At 60.4% G+C, this 19577-nt stretch carries 18 protein-coding genes, 2 tRNA genes and 1 pseudogene; 11 read left to right on the top strand and 10 right to left on the bottom strand.

All coding sequences use genetic code 11. The features are described 5' to 3' along the window. Nucleotides 1-22: 22 nt before the first annotated feature. The 8 genes from recF (at nucleotide 23) to AB4Y87_RS15675 (ending at nucleotide 8072) form a co-directional block, all read left to right on the top strand. Complete coding sequence (gene recF / locus AB4Y87_RS15710) at nucleotides 23-1216, top strand: DNA replication/repair protein RecF (protein WP_442005251.1); 1194 nt, start codon at nucleotides 23-25, stop codon at nucleotides 1214-1216. Then, on the top strand, nucleotides 1203-1757 hold the full coding sequence (locus tag AB4Y87_RS15705; RefSeq protein WP_442005250.1) for a DUF721 domain-containing protein: 555 nt from the start codon (nucleotides 1203-1205) through the stop codon (nucleotides 1755-1757). The genes recF and AB4Y87_RS15705 overlap by 14 nt, the downstream gene beginning before the upstream one ends. Before the next feature lie 337 nt (nucleotides 1758-2094). Beyond that, entirely contained in the window at nucleotides 2095-4173 is a 2079-nt protein-coding gene (gene gyrB / locus AB4Y87_RS15700; RefSeq protein ID WP_442005249.1) for a DNA topoisomerase (ATP-hydrolyzing) subunit B, read from the top strand. A gap of 61 nt (nucleotides 4174-4234) precedes the next feature. After that, nucleotides 4235-6904 carry a DNA gyrase subunit A gene (gene gyrA / locus AB4Y87_RS15695; protein WP_442005248.1) on the top strand — a complete coding sequence of 890 codons (2670 nt, stop codon included), beginning with the start codon at nucleotides 4235-4237 and terminating at the stop codon, nucleotides 6902-6904. Next, nucleotides 6901-7572 (top strand): DUF3566 domain-containing protein, encoded by a 672-nt coding sequence (locus AB4Y87_RS15690; protein WP_442005247.1) that lies wholly within the window; start codon nucleotides 6901-6903, stop codon nucleotides 7570-7572. Before gyrA ends, AB4Y87_RS15690 begins: the two co-directional genes overlap by 4 nt. Before the next feature lie 113 nt (nucleotides 7573-7685). Beyond that, nucleotides 7686-7759: transfer RNA gene (locus AB4Y87_RS15685), tRNA-Ile, on the top strand. A gap of 46 nt (nucleotides 7760-7805) precedes the next feature. Next, complete coding sequence (locus AB4Y87_RS15680; protein ID WP_216924378.1) at nucleotides 7806-7925, top strand: DLW-39 family protein; 120 nt, start codon at nucleotides 7806-7808, stop codon at nucleotides 7923-7925. Between the two features lie 71 nt (nucleotides 7926-7996). Then, a tRNA-Ala gene (locus tag AB4Y87_RS15675) sits at nucleotides 7997-8072 on the top strand. Between the two features lie 45 nt (nucleotides 8073-8117). Here AB4Y87_RS15675 and AB4Y87_RS15670 read toward each other — a convergent pair. Beyond that, nucleotides 8118-10121, bottom strand: coding sequence for a beta-N-acetylhexosaminidase family protein (locus AB4Y87_RS15670; RefSeq protein ID WP_442005246.1), 2004 nt, complete (start codon nucleotides 10119-10121; stop codon nucleotides 8118-8120). A gap of 119 nt (nucleotides 10122-10240) precedes the next feature. Here AB4Y87_RS15670 and AB4Y87_RS15665 point away from each other — a divergent pair, with 119 nt between their 5' ends. Beyond that, a complete protein-coding gene (locus tag AB4Y87_RS15665; protein ID WP_442005245.1) occupies nucleotides 10241-11149 on the top strand; it encodes a DMT family transporter in 909 nt (302 codons plus the stop codon). Nucleotides 11150-11244: 95 nt separating this feature from the next. Here the strand turns inward: AB4Y87_RS15665 and AB4Y87_RS15660 are convergent, their stop codons facing one another. Then, on the bottom strand, nucleotides 11245-12120 hold the full coding sequence (locus AB4Y87_RS15660) for a glycosyltransferase (protein ID WP_442005244.1): 876 nt from the start codon (nucleotides 12118-12120) through the stop codon (nucleotides 11245-11247). A 145-nt stretch (nucleotides 12121-12265) separates the two neighbouring features. After that, nucleotides 12266-13246: a hypothetical protein gene (locus AB4Y87_RS15655; protein ID WP_442005243.1), complete on the bottom strand. Its 981-nt coding sequence runs from the start codon at nucleotides 13244-13246 to the stop codon at nucleotides 12266-12268. 153 nt (nucleotides 13247-13399) lie between these two features. Between AB4Y87_RS15655 and AB4Y87_RS15650 the strand changes: the two genes are divergently transcribed. Next, on the top strand, nucleotides 13400-13942 hold the full coding sequence (locus tag AB4Y87_RS15650; protein ID WP_431117362.1) for a peptidylprolyl isomerase: 543 nt from the start codon (nucleotides 13400-13402) through the stop codon (nucleotides 13940-13942). 21 nt (nucleotides 13943-13963) lie between these two features. Beyond that, the gene (locus tag AB4Y87_RS15645) at nucleotides 13964-14818 is read left to right on the top strand and encodes a rhomboid family intramembrane serine protease (protein ID WP_442005242.1); all 855 of its coding nucleotides are present in this window, start codon (nucleotides 13964-13966) and stop codon (nucleotides 14816-14818) included. Here the strand turns inward: AB4Y87_RS15645 and AB4Y87_RS15640 are convergent. From AB4Y87_RS15640 to AB4Y87_RS15610, 7 genes and pseudogenes are all read right to left on the bottom strand, one after another. After that, nucleotides 14805-15261, bottom strand: a pseudogene (locus tag AB4Y87_RS15640) (hypothetical protein). The gene AB4Y87_RS15645 and the pseudogene AB4Y87_RS15640 sit on opposite strands and share 14 nt — an antisense overlap. A gap of 744 nt (nucleotides 15262-16005) precedes the next feature. Next, nucleotides 16006-16623: a DNA-3-methyladenine glycosylase I gene (locus AB4Y87_RS15635; protein WP_442005241.1), complete on the bottom strand. Its 618-nt coding sequence runs from the start codon at nucleotides 16621-16623 to the stop codon at nucleotides 16006-16008. Nucleotides 16624-16725: 102 nt separating this feature from the next. Continuing rightward, nucleotides 16726-17442 carry an alpha-ketoglutarate-dependent dioxygenase AlkB family protein gene (locus AB4Y87_RS15630; RefSeq protein WP_442005240.1) on the bottom strand — a complete coding sequence of 239 codons (717 nt, stop codon included), beginning with the start codon at nucleotides 17440-17442 and terminating at the stop codon, nucleotides 16726-16728. Beyond that, the gene (locus AB4Y87_RS15625) at nucleotides 17439-18068 is read right to left on the bottom strand and encodes a methylated-DNA--[protein]-cysteine S-methyltransferase (protein ID WP_442005239.1); all 630 of its coding nucleotides are present in this window, start codon (nucleotides 18066-18068) and stop codon (nucleotides 17439-17441) included. Before AB4Y87_RS15625 ends, AB4Y87_RS15630 begins: the two co-directional genes overlap by 4 nt. Beyond that, on the bottom strand, nucleotides 18065-18643 hold the full coding sequence (locus AB4Y87_RS15620; protein WP_442005238.1) for an RNA polymerase sigma factor: 579 nt from the start codon (nucleotides 18641-18643) through the stop codon (nucleotides 18065-18067). Before AB4Y87_RS15620 ends, AB4Y87_RS15625 begins: the two co-directional genes overlap by 4 nt. Further along, nucleotides 18643-19152, bottom strand: coding sequence for a methylated-DNA--[protein]-cysteine S-methyltransferase (locus tag AB4Y87_RS15615; RefSeq protein ID WP_442005237.1), 510 nt, complete (start codon nucleotides 19150-19152; stop codon nucleotides 18643-18645). Before AB4Y87_RS15615 ends, AB4Y87_RS15620 begins: the two co-directional genes overlap by 1 nt. A 45-nt stretch (nucleotides 19153-19197) precedes the next feature. Continuing rightward, nucleotides 19198-19452, bottom strand: a complete 255-nt coding sequence (locus AB4Y87_RS15610) for a cell division protein CrgA (protein WP_442005236.1) — start codon at nucleotides 19450-19452, stop codon at nucleotides 19198-19200. Nucleotides 19453-19577 lie beyond the last annotated feature (125 nt).

Raw genomic sequence — 19577 nt, 5'->3', positions numbered from 1 at the left:
CCGCGGGAGTCCAGCAGACGGCGTGTATCTTGAACATCTTTCGCTGACCGATTTCCGCAGCTACGCCCAGGTTGACCTGAAGCTTGGCCCCGGGGTCACTGTCCTGGTGGGTTCGAACGGGATCGGTAAGACCAACCTCATGGAAGCCATCGGATATTTGGCAACCCTGAGCTCGCACCGCGTCAGCACCGATGCTCCACTCCTTCGCTTCGGCGCGGAACGCGCAATGATCAGGGCCAAGCTGATCCGCGGCGGGCAGTCCACGGTTATTGAGGTGGAAATTAATGCAGGTCGGGCAAACCGCGGCCGGATTAATCGCGGAAACCCCGTCCGCGCAAGGGACATCCTGGGCATCTGCCAGACTGTCCTGTTCGCACCCGAGGATTTAGCACTGGTCAAGGGCGATCCTTCCAACCGCAGGCGCTTCCTTGATGAGCTCCTGGTCAGCTTGATTCCCCGCCATGCTGCTACCCGCAGCGACTACGACAGAGTGTTGAAGCAACGCAACGCCCTGCTGAAATCCGCGCGGACCGGAAAATTTACCGCAGGCCATGAGGCAACGCTGGATGTTTGGGACCAGCATATGGCCCGCGCTGGTGCCGAACTCCTGCATGCGCGGCTGGAACTTGTGGAACGGCTCCGCCCGCACCTGAACAGTGCTTACGCGCAGCTCACTGACGGTTCAAAAGATGCTGGCGCGGTGTACCGCTCAACCATCCAGGGCGTACTGGACGACGACGGCGGTCCGGCCGATCGCCCAACGGAACCTTCGGCGTCGGGTGAGGACCTCAGGCTGTTGTCGGTGGACGAACTCACCGAACGCTACGTCCAGGCTTTCGCCGCATCCCGCAAGAAGGAACTCGAGCGGGGCATCTCCCTGGTGGGCCCGCACCGGGACGAATTGGAGCTCGTGCTCGGCCAAGCACCGGCCAAGGGCTACGCTTCGCACGGTGAAACGTGGTCCATGTGCTTGTCACTGCGCCTTGCTTCCTACTACGTCATGCTCGATGATGCCCGCACCGGAGGCACTGCGCCGATCCTCATTCTTGACGATGTCTTTGCCGAACTTGATGTCCAGCGCAGGCGTAAACTGGCAGCAATAGTGGCCGGCGCCGAACAGGTACTGGTCACGGCCGCCGTCGACGCCGATATTCCCGAGGAGCTGGCCGGGCGGCGTATAACCGTTGTTCCGGGAGGCATCGATGGCGAAGGATAGCCGCGACGGACTTCAACCCGGCCGCGATCCGGACGAAATCGATGCTGCCCAAGCCGCGCTGAACCGCATGCGGGAGGCCGCAGCAGCCAGAGGCGAAGTCAGGCAGCGCGCTCCCCGTCCCGGATCTGCGCCTAAACGCAAGGGCCTTCGCGACACGAGGGGTTTTACCCAGTTCCATGGGACCGGACGTGACCCGTTGGGCCTGGGGAAAGTCGTCGGCCGGTTGGTGGCGGAACGTGGGTGGACATCGCCCGTGGCCGTTGGCTCGGTCATGGCCGAATGGGAAACGTTGGTGGGCGCGGACATTTCTGCACACTGCACGCCGGAGAGCTTTACTGACACCAGACTTCATGTCCGTTGCGACTCCACAGCATGGGCAACTCAACTGCGATTGCTGAGTACAAGCCTGCTTGAGATGTTCCGGAATGAACTCGGGGAAGGTGTGGTGACCAGCATCCACGTACTCGGTCCGTCTGCGCCAAGTTGGCGCAAGGGTGGGCGCAGCGTCAACGGTCGGGGGCCCCGGGACACGTACGGCTGAACGGCGTGCAGGGCGTTTCAACGCCCCCGAGTCGTATAGGCCCCCATCAGGACCACCGTAGGGCCATTTCAGATAGGCCCAGTGGCCTCCCATAGGCATATTCAGCTCTCGGCTGCCCCCGTATTTGCAAGGATTCGCGCATTTCCACGATAGAATTGGCGTAGATCACTGAGCGCCGGTGAAACGTCGTCGGGGTCCTGGAAGCACTTTCCTGGCTTCCAGGACCCCCTTCGTCGGAGTAAACGGCGCAATCAGTCACGTGCTCGTTGARGGCCTCGGTTGCCGCGGCCTTCAACGGGAACGGCCGTCATCGAATACAGAGGAGTCGAAAGCGCCTGTGGCTAACGACAATGCAGAGACCTTGGCAGTAGAGCCCGAAGAGGACACTGTTCCCAAGCCTGACACGCCCGCGGAAACCCCACGGGAGTACGGTGCCAGCGACATCACTGTCCTGGAGGGCCTTGAAGCGGTACGTAAGCGTCCCGGTATGTACATCGGTTCCACCGGTCCGCGCGGTTTGCACCACTTGGTCTATGAAGTGGTGGATAACTCTGTCGATGAAGCTCTGGCCGGATTCTGCACCCATATTGAAGTCACGCTGCGTGCCGACGGCGGCGTCCAGGTTGTTGACGACGGCCGCGGCATCCCTGTAGACATCCACCCGACCGAGGGCAAGCCCACTGTTGAAGTCGTGATGACCATCCTGCACGCCGGCGGTAAGTTTGGCGGGGGCGGTTACGCGGTTTCCGGTGGTCTTCATGGCGTGGGTATCTCCGTGGTGAATGCGCTGTCCCGCCGCGTGAATACTGAAGTCCGGCGGCAGGGTCACGTATGGCGTATGTCATTCGCCGACGGCGGCAAGCCCCAGGGCGGACTCGTCAAGGGAGAAGAGACGGACCAAACAGGGACTACACAGACGTTCTATCCTGACGGCACCATCTTCGAGAGCACCGAATTCGACTTCGAGACGCTTCGCGCGCGCTTCCAGCAGATGGCCTTCCTGAACAAGGGCCTGCGAATCACCCTGACTGACGAACGTCCCGCCGCCCGGGAGGGTGAAGATGATCTTGATCTCGATGCCGTCGCTACCGAAGGCGAAGTTGCTGCCGAGCACCGCACGGTCGTCTACCAGTACCCGGACGGCCTGCTGGACTACGTCAAGCACCTGAACTCGAGCAAGAAGGTGGAGATCGTCCACGAGGACGTCATCGCTTTCGAAACTGAAGACACTGAGCGGCACATCGCCGTCGAGGTCGCCATGCAGTGGACAACCGCCTACTCCGAGAGCGTCCACACATATGCCAACACCATCAACACCCACGAGGGTGGAACCCACGAAGAGGGTTTCCGCGCCGCGATGACCTCGCTGATTAACCGCTACGCGCGGGAGAAAAGCATCATCAAGGAAAAGGAAGACAACCTTACCGGTGATGACATCCGTGAAGGTTTGACGGCTGTCATCTCGGTCAAGCTTTCCGAGCCGCAGTTTGAAGGACAGACCAAGACCAAGCTGGGCAACTCAGAGGTCAAGGGCTTCGTCCAGCGCGTTGTCACGGACCAGCTCGGCGACTGGTTGGAGCGTAACCCCGGTCCCGCCCGCGACGTCATCCGGAAGGCCATTTCCGCCGCCCAGGCACGTATGGCTGCCCGCAAGGCTCGTGACAATGCCCGGCGCAAGAGCCCGCTGGAATCCTTCGGCATGCCCGGCAAGTTGTCCGACTGCTCCTCCAAGGATCCTTCGCGTTGTGAGGTCTACCTGGTGGAGGGTGATTCCGCAGGTGGTTCGGCCAAGCGGGGACGCAACCCGGAAACTCAGGCGATCCTGCCGTTGCGAGGCAAGATCCTCAACGTTGAACGCGCACGCCTGGACAAGGCGCTCGGTAATACCGAAGTCCAGTCCATGATTACAGCCTTCGGCACCGGCATTGGCGAAGACTTCGACATCGCCAAGCTGCGCTATCACAAGATCGTTTTGATGGCAGACGCAGATGTTGACGGCCAGCACATCACCACGCTGTTGATGACGCTGCTGTTCCGCTACATGCGCCCGCTGATCGAGAACGGCTACGTCTATCTTGCGCAGCCGCCGCTGTACCGTATCAAGTGGTCCAACGCCGCCCATGACTATGTCTACAGTGATCGCGAACGCGACGACACCATCCGTAAGGGTGCGGCCATGAACAAGCGCCTTCCCAAGGACAACGGAATCCAGCGTTACAAGGGTCTTGGTGAAATGGACTACACCGAGTTGTGGGATACCACCATGGATCCGGACCGCCGCACTCTCTTGCAGGTCACTATGGACGATGCCCTGGCTGCCGATCAGACCTTCTCGGTACTGATGGGCGAGGACGTCGAATCACGCCGTAACTTCATCCAGCAGAACGCCAAGGACGTCAGGTTCCTGGACATCTAGTGCCTCACAAGGCTGTAGATATTCCAGAGCTGACATATACCTGAAACGGAAAACTTAGATTATGAGTGACGAAACTCCCGAAGTCCCGGCGGAACCCAGCGTCGACGACCTCATCCTTGAAGGCGATGTTCTGACTGACCGCGTGGAGCAGGTGGACCTGCAGACTGAAATGCAGCGCTCCTACCTGGACTACGCCATGGCCGTTATCGTAGGACGCGCCCTCCCGGACGTCCGCGACGGCCTCAAGCCGGTGCACCGCCGCGTTTTGTACGCGATGTTCGACGGCGGCTACCGTCCTGACCGCTCTTTCAACAAGTGCGCCCGTGTTGTGGGTGATGTCATGGGTACCTATCACCCTCATGGTGATATGGCGATCTACGACGCCCTGGTTCGCTTGATCCAGGACTGGACCATGCGCTACCCGCTCGCGCTGGGCCAAGGCAACTTCGGTTCCCCCGGCAACGACGGCGCCGCTGCTCCCCGTTATACCGAAACCAAGATGGCCCAACTGGCCATGGAAATGGTCCGCGACATCGACGAAGAAACCGTCGATTTCCAGGACAACTACGACGGCAAGAACCAGGAACCTACCATCCTGCCGGCGCGTTTCCCGAACCTCCTGGTGAATGGTTCCTCCGGTATCGCCGTGGGTATGGCTACCAACATTCCGCCGCACAACCTGCGCGAGGTTGCAGAGGGCGTGCAGTGGGCCCTGGACAACCCCACGGCTTCACGGGAGGAACTCCTCGAAGCGCTTCTGCTGCGGATCAAGGGACCGGACTTCCCCACGGGTGCCACCATTCTGGGCCACAAGGGCATCGAGGACGCCTACCGCACCGGTCGCGGCTCCATCACCATGCGCGCAGTGGTCAACGTGGAAGAACTACAGGGCCGCACCTGCCTGGTGGTCACCGAACTGCCTTATCAGGCAAACCCGGACAACCTGGCCATCAAGATCGCCGAACTGGTCAAGGATGGCAAGATCCAAGGCATCGCGGACCTCCGCGATGAAACCTCGGGCCGTACTGGCCAGCGCCTCGTGATCGTGCTGAAGCGCGATGCTGTGGCCAAGGTCGTCCTGAACAACCTGTACAAGCACACCCAGCTTCAGGACAACTTCTCAGCGAACATGCTGGCAATCGTCGACGGCGTTCCCCGCACCTTGAGCCTGGACGCCTTTATCCGGCACTGGGTGAACCACCAGATGGATGTCATCGCCCGCCGGACCCGTTACCGCTTGCGCAAGGCTGAGGAAGAAGCGCACATCCTGCGTGCACTCCTGAAGGCACTGGACATGCTGGATGAGGTTATCGCTCTTATTCGTGCATCCAACACCACGGAGGCGGCCCGCGAGGGACTCATGGAGCTCCTGGAGATCGATGAGCTCCAAGCCCGCGCCATCCTGGACATGCAGCTGCGCCGTTTGGCTGCCTTGGAACGCCAGAAGATCCAGGATCGTCACTCCGAACTCGAAGCCATGATCGAGGAGTACAACGCGATTTTGGCTTCGGAAGAGCGTCAGCGCCAGATCATCAGCGAGGAACTTGCTGAGATCGTTGCAAAGCATGGCGATGACCGCCGCACGCACATTCTCATGGGCTTCGATGGGGACATGTCCATGGAGGACCTGATCCCTGAAGAGGAAATGGTCGTCACCATTACCCGCGGTGGTTACGTCAAGCGCACACGCAGCGACAACTACCGCTCCCAGCAGCGTGGCGGAAAGGGCATCAAGGGTGCCCAGTTGCGCGGCGACGACGTCGTGGAGCACTTCTTTGTGACCACCACGCACCACTGGCTGTTGTTCTTCACCAACCTGGGCCGCGTGTACCGTGCCAAGGCTTACGAACTCGCAGAAGCCGGACGCGACGCCAAGGGACAGCACGTAGCAAACCTGTTGGCATTCCAGCCAGACGAACACATCGCACAGGTGCTGGATCTCCGCGATTACCAGCAGGCTCCCTATCTGGTGCTTGCAACCAAGAATGGTTTGGTCAAGAAGACCAGGCTTGAGGATTATGACACCAACCGCACGGCCGGTGTCATCGCCATCAACCTGCGCGACGGCGACGAGCTCGTCTCTGCACAGTTGGTCAGTGAAACTGATGACCTCCTGCTGGTGTCACGCAAGGGCCAGTCCATCCGGTTCACCGCCACGGACGATGCACTTCGTCCCATGGGCCGGGCAACGTCCGGTGTGACGGGTATGAAGTTCCGTGAAGATGACGAACTGCTGGCCGCARATGTGGTCCAGGACGGCTCGTTCGTTTTCATCGTGACCGAGGGCGGCTACGCGAAGCGGACCGCCGTGGATGAGTACCGCCTGCAGGGCCGTGGCGGCCTTGGCATCAAGGTGGCAAAGCTCGCGGAGGATCGTGGTGACCTTGTCGGGGCCTTGATTGTGCAGGAAGAGGACGAAGTCCTGGTGGTCATGGAGGGCGGCAAGGTGGTTCGCTCTGCCGTCAGTGGCGTCCCGGCAAAGGGCCGTGACACCATGGGCGTCATCTTTGCGAAGCCGGACAAGAATGACCGCATTATTGAGGTCGCCCGCAACAGCGAACGCGGTTTGGAAGGCGAAGAGTCCGAGGACGGACAGGACGATGACGTAACGTTGGCTGCAGAAGACGGAGCCACTGAGGCGACCGTCACGTCAGAAACGGAAAACGACGCGGACCCGGATACAGAAACGGGCGCGGAGCTGAACGAAGACAACACCGGAGGTAACGAGTGAGTAATTCCGACTCATATCCCAAGCCGAGCACAGGTGTCCCCGGCGGACTCCGGCAGCCCTCGGGCAGCACGCAGGCAGGAGCGCCTGCAAGGCCCCAGCAACGCCCGGGAGCCGGCTCTGCCGGTGCCGGAGCTCCTGGACAACGCCCTGCCTCGGCTGGACAGCGCCCCGCCTCAGCCGGACAACGTCCTGCTGGAGCTCCCGGCCAACGGCCCGCACAACCCGGGCAGCGTCCGACTGGTGCGCCCGGTCAACGCCCCGCGCAGGGTGGGCCGGGACTTGTAAAGCCTGCTCCCAAGGCCAAGGTGCGCCGTGCACGCCTCCTTGTCAGCAAGGTTGACCCGTGGTCGGTACTGAAGATGGCGTTCCTGCTGTCCGTGGCGCTGGGTATCGTCACGGTCGTCGCCGCGATCGTGCTGTGGACTGTGTTGGATCTCACAGGTATCTTCAACCAGGTGGACAGCCTGCTGGGAACCTTGGCCGGTTCCGAAGGCAGTGGTTTCGAGTTGAAGAAGATTGCTTCGCTCGGTCAGGTGGCCTCCTTCGCCACGATTATTGCCGTGGTGAACGTAGTTCTGCTGACCGCCCTGTCGATGCTCTCTGCCGTGCTCTATAACATTTCGGCAACGTTGGTTGGCGGCATCGGCGTCACCCTGACGGACGACTAGCAAAAAACCGCGGATTTACGCCGAAAACGGTGAGATTCAGCGGTCAGAATGCCTCGATTTGAGATCGGGCCGGGATGTGCTGTACAGTCATATCTCGGCCCGATGAGGCATCGGGGCGTATAGCTCAGGCGGTTAGAGCGCTTCGCTGATAACGAAGAGGTCCCAGGTTCAAGTCCTGGTACGCCCACGGAACCTAACAGGTTCAGGTAACACTGAACCGGAATGAGGTGCTTGTGAAGAAGTTGCTGGTAGTAGTCGCAGCGGCGGTCGCAGGCGTCCTGGTCTATAAAAAGGCGCAGGAATCCGAAGCCCGGAAGGATCTCTGGAGCAAGTCAACCGACAAGGTCGACTAGCCACGGAGCCCGGTCTGGAACTGGCAAAAGCCAGTCCTGACATGGGGTATGATTGACGGGTTGCTTCTTATGGGGGCATGGCGCAATTGGTAGCGCACCTGCTTTGCAAGCAGGGGGTTCGGGGTTCGAGTCCCCGTGCCTCCACCATAAGAAAAGTCCCGGTCAGAAATGACCGGGACTTTTGCATTTAACTCAGTTGGATTGAGCCACCGTGTTCAGAGCCCGTTCCAGGAAAGCCTTCAGTTCGCTATCCCCCAGCACAGGAGTCACCACCCCGAGCTCAAGTGTCGGCTGCGTTTTGGCATCGGCCGCCGCCAACGCGGCCTGGACATTGCGACGTGCTTCGGCCACAGCCGAGGAATCCCCGCGCTTAACGGCTTCGAGCATGATCAGGGCCTCTTCGACTCCTCGTCCATAATTGGCCGCCGCGGTTGCCCAATGCGTAGCGTCCGCTGCGAACCCCGGCACTGCCATCTTGGGTAACAGTGCCGGCAACCTCTGCAGCAGCTCAGCTCGGGCCTTCAAGTCGCCTGAAGGCGACCTTCCGGCGTCGTAATTCGACCAGAACTGGTCTATATCCCGCCGGAGCTCCGGAGCGGACGGGGTGAGCTCGTCGTCCTGCCAATCTTGGTTCAGGTCCACGAAAGCCTTTACGGCCGAGCGGATCTCCGGATCCGAGCCGGAAACCTGTTTCAGGGCTGCGTCCATGGACTTGCCAGGATCGTACGCTGGGCCATTCCATGAGAGATCGGCGTAGTTAAAAATGGCGGGAAAAGACAGATAGGGCTCAATCATTGGATTGGTCACGATTCCGCGGACTGATTTATACAGCTCTGGGTCGCGACCGATCACAGGTGCCATGAAGAGGTGGTCCTGCGAAAAGTCGTTCACGGGGTAGTTATCCCAAATGACGAGGTCCCGTGGGGAACCTGGGCTCCCGTAGGAGAGCCGGGCAGTCTTGGCTGAGTCGGCGCTGACCCTGTGGGAGACTACGTCTTCACCGGTCCACTGGACCACGATTCCAGGGCTCAATGACCTGCCAAGTTCCCTCTTGTAAGGATTGCTCCCGGAACCGTTGTAAAAGGTGGGAACCGTTTGCAGGGGTTCGACGTCCGGCTTTGTCGAAATGAACCGGTCATTGACGTCATTCAGGAATGAAGCCTGCGCCTTGGCCAGATTGGCTTGACCGGCGCCGAAGTCCTTGAGGTCTTGTGCGCACTGGACCTTGGTGGCAATGTCGTCAAGTGGAATCACGAACGCACGGACACCGATCGAATACAACGATTCAAGCTTGGTCACTGCAAAGTTGAGATCAGCCTCGGCGGAGTAGCAACTATCGATGCCCGGGGACAATGCGTAAGTAAAGCGGACGTGGTTGGCGCTGGCGGTATCCACCAGTTCCTTTAGTTCCTTGAGGTCCTCGTCCGAGTACAGTGCCCGCCATTTCTCCCGCAACAATGGATCATCTTTTGGGGAATAGATGAAGGTGTTCATTTTTTGGCGGCCTGCGAATTTGATGACATCCAAACGTGCCTGATGGGACCACGGCGTGCCGTAAAACCCTTCGATGACGCCACGGGTTTCCATCAGCGGCCAATCACTGATGCTGGCAGACGCCATTGCGCCATCCTTGAGCAATTGGCGCGCGGTCTGCACCGCATGGAAAACGCCGTCGGCATCCGCTCCGGCGAGTACCGCCGCGGGAATCCCCGAAGTTCTTCCGGTAGCTATGGCATAGCCTTCGGCCCGGTTGACTGCGTCCTGGTTATCCGCACCGCTTTCCTTCCCCAGCTCTTTGAGTGCCGGGTTTACTACCGGATCTGTTGCGGCGCCAAGGAAGACGGCCGAACTGCCGGCCGCGGGGCTGTTCAGGGCCGGCACAGTTTCTGCAGTACCCCCGGCTACTGCCACCAGGTCTTGGAGGGCGCCAATGGATGCTTGGTCCGTGCCAGGGGAAGCCACGATGTAAACGTGGCCGTTCAGAGGGATGGGATCCCCCGTTCCGGACTGGAAATGTTGAGGAACCGGGAAGACGTTTGCGACTTCGGTCTTGCCCGTCCCGTGGCCACTGGGCCGTTCCCGGGAAACCACAAGCCAGCCTGTGACGACGAGCGCGACAGCCAGGGCCGCAACTGCGATCAGCAGCAGTACTGATCGTCTCCGTCTAGCTCCACCACGGACGGGTGTTGTGTTCAATCAGGTGTCCCCTTGGGAAAGCCGTCACCGGCTGTCTGGAATGTTGAATCAAGACAACCACACTGTCCGCGCCGCACATAGAGGGCAGGACGGGCGCCTCACCAAACTAAGGTTGATCCGTGAACCTTCTCATTTCTGCGCTGGGAGTCCTGGGCGTGGCTTCCTCAGGACCACTGATCGCAGGCACTTTGGGTGCCACGTCAGTGACGGCGTTGGCGATCGCCTTCTGGCGGAACGCCATTGGCGCAGTCGTGATGGCCGCACCGGTCGCCATCCGTGAGCCCAAACAGTTTGGGAACATCAACCGGCGCGAATTTGGCTGGTCCACGGTTGCCGCCGTCGCCCTGGCCTTTCACTTCGCTTGCTTCATCACGGCGCTGCAGCTGACCTCCGTGGCTGCAGCCACTGCCTTGGTCTGCCTCCAGTCAGCGTGGATCGCGGTCTTCCAGTTGTTCAGGGGCGCGCGCCACCGGTGGCCGGTTCTGGTGGGCTTGGGTATAGCCTTTGGCGGAGTCGTGGCCATTACAGGATTCGACATGGGCTCCTCCCCGCAGGCCCTGCTGGGCGACGTCCTGGCGCTGGCTGGTGGAGCCCTGGCCGGCTTGTACACCTTGGCTGGCGGCAAGGCCCGCCAATCCATGGGAACAGGAACGTACACCACGCTCTGCTATGGAATGTGTGCCGCGATTGTTGCCGTGTTGGCTTTGCTCAGTGGCCAACCGTTGGCAGGGTTCGACGCCGGAGGTTGGCTTGGGATTCTCGCCATCACCGTGTGCGCACAGTTGGTGGGGCACACCGCCTTCAACCACCTGCTGGCCACAATGAGCCCCTTGCTGGTTTCCATGATCATCCTGCTGGAAATTCCGGGGGCAGCGATCCTGGCGGCCATCTTCCTGAACGAGACACTGCCCGCGGGGACATACGCCGGCCTTGCGCTCATTCTTATTGGACTCGCGGTGGTGGTCGCGGGGCAACGGCGTGGCAAAGGCGAAGCAGACCGACGGGAGGCCGAGCTGGGAACTGACTGAGCTTCCGCCGTCGGGCTTCTGTTGCCTGGCGTGCGGCTGCGTGGCGTGCGGCTGCGTGGCGTGCCGCTGCCTGGCCTGAAGCTCTATGGCGGGGCCTAGAGGCTGCTGCGTCGAATGCCCTGCGCCGCGTTGGCCGTGTGAATGGCCCGCAGCAGTTTGGCCGGGAAGTAGACCGAGAAGAAGACCACCATGGGCGCTTTCAGGGCCATCTTTTTAACGTTGTGCGCCTTGTACGTCCGGTCGAAGCGGGTGACGTAATAGCGGTAGTCCCGCGGAGAGTCCTCAAGTCGGCGTGCCGACATGCCGGAAACCATCTGTGGGCAGTACCGGACGTGGAGATCGTGCTCAGCGAGGTGCAGTGAGAGGTCGATGTCCTCGTGCATCTCATCCTTCTCATCGAGGCACGTTTCGTCGCGGATGGTCTCCCATGCGGTACGGCGGAGGGCCATGTTGGAACCGAAGAGGAAATGGTACTGGTGCTTGGCCAATCGCAGCATCAGCTGGCGCATTTTGTCATCAGCTTTGAGCCCAAAGCGGCGCATGGGCATGTCGTAGTAGACAACAGGTCCGGTAGCCGCCTGCACGGACTGGTCCATGAAGGCCTTCTGGACCTGCTCAACCCAGTCAGGTTCGAGGACAGAATCGGCGTCGATGCGCCCAACGATCTCCCCTTTGGCGCTGTTGAGGCCAAAGTTGCGGGTGGGAATCAGCCCCTGCGTGCCGTCCTGCCGTAAAAGGATGATGGGGCTCTCCGGGTATTCCTGCTGCATCTGGCGCACGATCCTGGCGGTGCGGTCAGTGGAGAGATTGTCCACCACGATGATTTCTTCAGCAGGAACAGATTGGTAGATGGCCGCGATGAGGCACTGGCGAATGACGCTTTCCTCGTTATACGCCGGGATGACGATTGAAACCCCCGGAGGCTCGGGGACTTCCTTGAGGGCACCCGCAACGGGTCTATCGGCTGACATCACCTCAAATCTAACACCCGGCAGAGCGTCCCCAGCGGACGGTTTGGTTACAAGCTGGAAAACACTGAAGGGATCCCGGGCTGGCCGGGATCCCTTCAAATGATGTTTCAATGACGGCCTCGATGAACGCAGGCCGATGAGATCTCTAGAGCTGCGAGTCCTTGGAGGGGGACGCAGTGCCGTTGTCCTTTTGGCCGCTTGCCGCAATGTTCCTGACAGCGGTCTTGGCATCCGTAGCGACGTTGGCCGTGGAATCCTTGCCCTTCTCGAACGCATCCTTGGTTGCCTGCTCCACCTCGGCAGCGGCTTCCTCGGGCGTAATGTCAGACGCTTTGGATTCGGCTGGTGGAGTTGCAGCCGTTGTAGCTGCCGTAGCGGATGCTGCAGTGTCTGCGGGAGCCGGAGCCGGAGCCGGCGTAGGGGCAGGGGTTGGATTGACCGGAGCCGGCGTCTTCCAAGGATCCTCCACAGGCTTGGAGGCCTTCCACGCAGCGACACCGGCAGCAACCGCGGCCGCAATGACTGTAACAACCAGCCATCCGCGCTTCTTCGGCTTCTGCTGGACAGCCAATTGCTGGGAAACAGCCTTGCTGGTTTGGTCCGCCACTGCCTTGATCTGCTTGCTGGTGGCCTGTGCCTGCTCCTGCACGCTGTGAACCACACCTGAGTCCACCAGTTTCTGCGCAACGGCATCCACTTGGGCGGGTGCGTTCTCAAGGACGTGATGAACAGCTACGGAAGCCTGGCCCAACTGCTCGGACAGCTTGGGCAGGTACTCCTCAACTACCTTGTCCCGGGCGAGTCCAAGGGCCGGAGTTGCCTTGTTAAGGGTCTCCTGGATCCTGGGCGTGGCGTCTTCCACAGCGTCATGGATCTTTGGCGCGAGGTGCGCCAGTCCATCCTGAAGCCGCGGCGTAACTGTTGCCACGCCGTCGGCGAGGTTGTGCGCCGCCGACTTCAGTCCCTCTTGGATCTTGGGGGAAGCGGTATCAATGCCGTGCTGAATACGGGGAACAGCCCAACTGACGGCTGCTTCCACGCGGGGCGCCGCCCAGTCGCGGGCGTTATCCACACCAGCCGCAACGGAGTGTTCAAGGTCGCGGGCAATACGGTCTGATTTCTTCACAATTACCTCCCGATACACATGCTCGTTTGAAGCTAGCCTACGTGCCTTGAGGAACACCGGCTATTCATCTGCAGGATTCTTCCCGGATTTCACCCAGCGCGGAACCGGCTTTACAGCCATGCCGGCGTTGACCCTGCATGAAAGAATGGGGCCATGACCATCGCAACCGCAAAAGCAACGATCCACACGAGCCTCGGCGACATCAAGGTTGACCTCTTCGGCAACCACGCCCCCAAGACGGTCGCCAACTTCATTGGCCTGGCCACAGGCGAAAAGTCCTGGACGCACCCCGAAACCGGCGAAGACAAGACCGGCACGCCCCTTTACAACGGCACCATCTTCCACCGCATCATCAAGGACTTCATGATCCAGGCCGGCGATCCCCTGGGCCGCGGTGTTGGCGGACCGGGCTACAAGTTCGACGACGAAATCCACCCCGAGCTGACCTTCAACGCTCCCTACAAGCTGGCCATGGCCAACGCCGGTATCCAGATGGGCAAGGGCACCAACGGGTCACAGTTCTTCATCACCACGGTCAACACCGATTGGCTGTTCGGCAAGCACAGCATCTTTGGTGAAGTAGCTGACGAGGAATCCCGCAAGGTTGTTGACGCCATTGAGGGCGTCCGCACCGGCATGGGTGACCGCCCGGTTGAGGACGTCGTCATCAACAGCATCGATATCGAGCAGCTCTAACAACAGGCTGAATCAGAGCCCATGAGCTACGGAATCCCGTCGGCAGAGCCGTCCGCCACAATTCCGGTGTGCCCGAGGCACCCGGACAGGCCCTCCTACGTGCGGTGCCAGCGCTGCGGGCGCCCCGCGTGCCCCGAGTGCCAGCGGGCGGCCGCCGTCGGGTTCCAATGTGTTGATTGCGTCAACGAACAAAAACGTACGACGCCGACATACCGTTCTCCCTATGGCGGTGCCTTGGCAACCGGCCGGCCTTTGGTGACGTTTACGATCATCGGGTTGTGCGTGCTGGTTTACATCCTTCAATGGATTGTTCCTGGCGACGCAGTATTCCAGAATTTCGCGTTCGCAAATTATGCGGCTGCCAGCGAGCCGTGGCGGATGCTTACGGCGGCTTTCCTTCATTCGCAAGGATTCCTGCTCCACATCGTTCTGAACATGTACACGCTGTGGATTTTCGGACAAGCCCTTGAGCCTTTGCTCGGGCGGATCCGGTTCCTGGCCGTGTACCTGCTCTCCGCCGTTGGCGGATCCGTGGGCTATCTGTTGTTGACTCCCACCTTTCCCGTGGTTGGTGTTGTGGGAGCTTCCGGCGCCATCTTCGGCCTCTTCGGTGCCATGCTCGTGGTGCAGCGTCATCGCGGTGGTGAAACCAAACAACTGTGGATCCTCATTGCCATCAACGGCGCCATTGGCTTCTTTGTCCCCAGCATCGCCTGGCAAGCCCACTTGGGGGGCCTGATCACCGGCGGCCTCGCTGCGGCCGCCATCGCCTATGCCCCGCGGGGCAAGAACCAAGCCCTGCTGCAAGCAGGCGGCCTCATCCTCGTTGCAGGCCTTTTGGCCGTGGTCACGTGGTTCCGCATCACTGCCGGCTAGCTCCCGCGCTTCCTGCAGCCGTGACCGGTTGCCGCAGTATCGTCCTGAGTTTCTGCGATGCAGTACGGCGAGGGTCGCTTAGGTAGATCTCGTGATGCTTCCCCGAAGTGATCTTGGGTGAGCCAATCCGGGACCATATTCAGCAGGGTCCAATCCCAGCGTGATTTATCCCTGGCGCTTGTGAAGGTATCCATGTCGTCCGCCCACCAGAGGCCTTCCAGCGGCATCACAGTGTAGTCGCGACTCAACTCCTGTTTGCTGAAGAACTTCATCTTGTAAGCAACCGGATAGAGCGCTGCCAGCGCATCTCTGTAGTCCTGGGAGGTGTTCGGATCGCCATGACCGTCGACCATGAGGAACTGCAGGGCTGGAACCGTCACCACGGAAAACCTGCCATGCGAAGCCTTGTAGGTTTCGATGTGCTTCTTGAAGTCGACTTTCATTGGCAAGTAATCCCACTCCCCTGGTGTCGGCGTTGATGACGTTATCCACAGCCGTTGTCCACAGTGTGCGTAACTTACATACGTGTAGTTAGGTCGTTAGAGTGCTGTAAACCCGGTCAGGGCGGTAGATATCCCCCGAAAGGCATGGGTTCATCCACATCTGTGGATAACTTTGTGCCCATACCTTACTGATTTGTGGACAACCGGACCATTTCCAAGCGAGCTGTGGATAAAGCTGTTAATGATGGCGCGCAGGAGCCTCTATCAACAGGCTTATCAACAATGTTAATAACTTACACGCGTGTAGTTCAGGAGCGTTGCGGCTCCTTTTAGACCGCAAGCGCGGGGATCCAGCACCGGAAACTCACAAGTTTTCCCCACCTGTGGATAACTTGTGGGTAGGGGGTTGTTGTTAAGTGGGTAACTCCCCAGGCCGTGAAGGTGATTACTGAGGGAGGAAGGCTTGCTCCGAGATGATTTTGCGCTTCGGTGGCCAGCTAAAACGCTGGTGAGTAAATCCAGCAATGCTCCACCGGTGAACTTTCAATGAAGATGCGGCCACTATCCACAGCGGCATGCACAGTGGGCATAACTCCTGGCCGTCGATCATGGGTCCAGGATCGGTAATGCGACGGGGGTTTCTGGGGAAAGTACGTGGATGTCCACAGAACTTATCCACGCCTGTGGAAAAAGTTACGCACTTCTGTGGAAAAGAACTGTGGGCGTCCGTGGGAGGGCGAAGCCCTACTTTTGGCCTTCTTCCAGCCAAACGCCGGACGTACCCCGCCTGTGGCTGTCAACCAAGTGGGTATCGATGATCCCTACAGCTTCCATGAGCGCATACATGGTGGTGGGGCCAACGAACGCGAAGCCCTTCTTGCGGAGCGCCTTGGACAGAGCAAGGGATTCGGGCGAGGTGGTGGGGATTTCTGCGTAGGATCGGGGCGCAGGGGTGGTTTCCGGCTTGAAAGACCACACGAAGTCCACCAGCCCGCCCTCTGTCCTCAGGGCGATGGTGGCCTTGGCGTTGGTGATGGCGGCCTGGATCTTCAGGCGGTTCCTGACGATGCCTGCGTCCAGCATGAGCCGCTCGACATCCGCGTCTGTGAAAGCAGCGACGCTTTCAGGGTGGAAATCCAGGAAAGCCTTCCGGAAGGCATCCCGTTTCCGAAGAATGGTTGCCCATGACAAGCCGGCTTGGAAGGCTTCCAAGCTGATGCGCTCATACATTCCTTGCTCGTCCCGGACCGGCATGCCCCACTCGTGATCGTAGTAAGCCTGCATCAGGGGATCCGAGGCAGCCCACAACGGCCGCGCCAAGCCGTCCTGTCCGATGATGATGCCGGTTTCCTCCGTGGTCATGAATGCTCCTCTGCGGCCGTCCCGCGGACGCCAACCCTTGCTCTTGCCTTTAGGGACATTCTGCCCGCTACCTGTGACATTTTTGCCGCTGGGATCCAGTCGCTAGGACAACCCGGTGACACGCATGGTGATATTGATTCGTCCATGCGAGAGCCCACATCCTTCCGGACAGGTTCCGGGGAGGACCTTTGGGATGCCGTGATACGCAAACCTTGATGCTCCGCCGAAAACGAAAAGGTCCCCGGATTGGAGTTTGACGTCCGTATATGGCTTGGTCCGCGTCTGGGTGTTGCCGAAGCGGAAGAGGCACGTCTCCCCGATGCTGAGGGACACTACCGGAGCATCGGAACGTTCATCCTTGTCCTGATGCATCCCCATGGCGGCACCGCGATCGTAGAAGTTCACCAGTGCGGCATCGGGTGTGTAATTGCCAGCGAGTTCGCCGAGCGCCTCGTTGCCTTCCGGCCCCGACGAGTAAGCATCCAATACGGCCTTCCTGCCCAAGCGAACCATCCACTCCGGGAACTCGAGTACGGGCTGGCCGTTTACATCCGTAGCTTCCCGCGTGTAGCGGTAGGGCTGCCAATGCCAGCCAAGGCAAACGGTCCGGACAGACATCTGGTGCCCTCCCGGCAGCGTGGCCGCACGCAGCGGCACCGGGCCTTTCGTCCATTCGCCAAAGCGTTGCACGATCCACCTCTGCTGCTCCAGGCTCAGCCAGCCGGGCACGTGCACGGCGCCTGGAGCTATAACCCGAGGCGCGGCGTCGTGGGTGTCAGGTTGGATAAGCGTCAACGGAAACAGGGCGTCCCCGCTCATGCGGCGGCCTCAAGCGTGAGGAGCCTTCGCTTCGCTGCCGTTCCGCCGAGGTAACCGCCGAAAGTGCCGTCGGACTTCACCACGCGGTGGCAAGGAACGATGACCGGCAGCGGGTTGGTGGCGCAAGCCGTTCCAACGGCGCGCACAGCTTTGGGGCTGCCGGCGGCCTGGGCCACTTGTGCGTAACTTTCGGTCCTTCCGTAGGCGATCTGCGGCAGGTGGTGGAGGACGTTGAGGCGGAACCCGCGTGCGAGCTGGAAATCCAAGGGAAGGTTGAAATCTTTACGGGTGCCGCTGAAATACTCGTCCAATTGGCGGGCAGCGGCCTCAAGCCGAGATGGCGCATGCAGAATGCGGGGACTCACCGTGTTGGCCAGCAACTCCAATACGGCCTCGTGGTTCTCACGCTCAAACGCCACGCGCACTACACCATGCTCCGTAGCCGCCAAAAGCAACTTGCCCACAGGAGAGTCCACCACCCTGTAAGCAATGTCCAGGGAATGGCTTTCCTGTGCAGAGCGGACAAGCCTCGCATGGAGGCTGGCCAGGGCAGGCTCGATTCCGGCGTCGAGGGGTTGAAGTAGTGTGGCAACCGCGGCGCGGTCCGAAAGGGATTCAAGAGTCATCGGATTTCTCCTTTCGCCGATGCTGGGACGGATGATGTAGTCACGGCCGTGGAATGAACCAGGAGGGCTCGTTCGGATTCGGGCTCGTCACGGAGCATGGAACGGAGGGCTTTCACACCGTCGGACCCCGCACGTCGTGCGGCATCTGGTGTCCCGCCGAGAAGTGACGCAACGTCCCGATATGGGAGGCCCGCCAAATAGTGGTAGGCCACTGCCTGGCGTTGTTTAGGTGGCAACTGCCCGACGGCGTTGAGTAGCTCCGCTTGGTTGTCACCCGGAATGCCAATTTTCGAAGGCCGCTCGGGTGGCTCATCGACAGGCAAAGCGCGCCGATTACTGGAACGGATGAAGTCGATGCATTTCCGATGCGCAATAGTGACGAGCCAGGCCTCAAGGTTGGCATCCGCAGGGAGGGCGCCATAAGCCTGCAAAGCCGCAAGAAAGGTTTCGGACCACGCGTCGTCGGCATCGTGAAGGCCCACCACTGCACGGCATACCCGGAGCACAGTGCCGCCATGTTCCTGGACGACTGCTTCGAATGGCCTCTTGGTGTGGGCCGGCTGCCGGCGCTGCATCAGAAGAGCTTGCTCTCTTTCACGGCGGCAGGCTCTTCGAGCTCGAGGAGGAAGCGCTTGTTGCGCAATCCACCCGCGTAGCCGGTGAGTTGCCCGTTGCGCCCCACCACGCGGTGGCACGGGATGATGATGCTGATGGGGTTTCTCCCCACTGCGGATCCGACAGCCTGGGCCAGGTGGGGATCGCCCATCTCGAGAGCCACTTCACCGTAGCTGATGGTTTCCCCAAAGGGAATGTGTTGGAGCCGCTGCCAGACCTTCTCCTGGAAGGCATTGCCCCGGGCCTCAAAGGGAATGTCGAAGTCGGTGCGCTTTCCTTCGAGATACTCCCCGAGTTCGCCCCGGGTCTGCTCGAAGAGTGGTTCCTCGATCCCTGCCGGGACGCCAAAGTAGTCCGGCGGAGGCATGTGCCAATGGCCTTCGTAAAAGATGCCCGTCAAAAACTCCCCACGGGCAGTCAGCGTCAGCTGCCCCAGCGGGGAATTCATGGTGGTGTGCCTGGTGTTCATATCCTGTAGACGTTCGCGGGCACCGAAATGTGAGGTGTGGGATTCCTAGGCGCGCCAGCGCGTGGTCATGAGGAATCCGACGATTGCGATGCCGAACCCAGCCACGATGTTCCACGAAGCCCAGTCCTGAACTGGGAACCGGCCCTCAGTGATATAGAACGTGATGATCCAGATCAGTCCAATGATCATGAGGCCAAACATGACCGGCTTGTACCAAACGGGATTCGGCTTGTACTGCTGCGCGGCGGAAGTCTGCTGGGCCTGACGGGCAGGCCGCTTGCGGGGCTTGGACTCGGGCACGGATCCTCCTTGGCTGTTCGATTGAAACCCGATGCTGCCGGCCTTGGTATCCTGCAGGAAGGAAAAATTCCAGCGGTCAACGGCCACGCGGTGCTCCGGGTTGTTACTAGCTGTCAAGTCTAGCC

Origin of the sequence: Paenarthrobacter sp. RAF54_2, from assembly GCF_052113945.1 — a bacterium.
In the GTDB taxonomy this organism is placed as follows: Bacteria; Actinomycetota; Actinomycetes; order Actinomycetales; family Micrococcaceae; genus Arthrobacter.
This window is presented reverse-complemented; position numbering and strand designations above follow the sequence as displayed.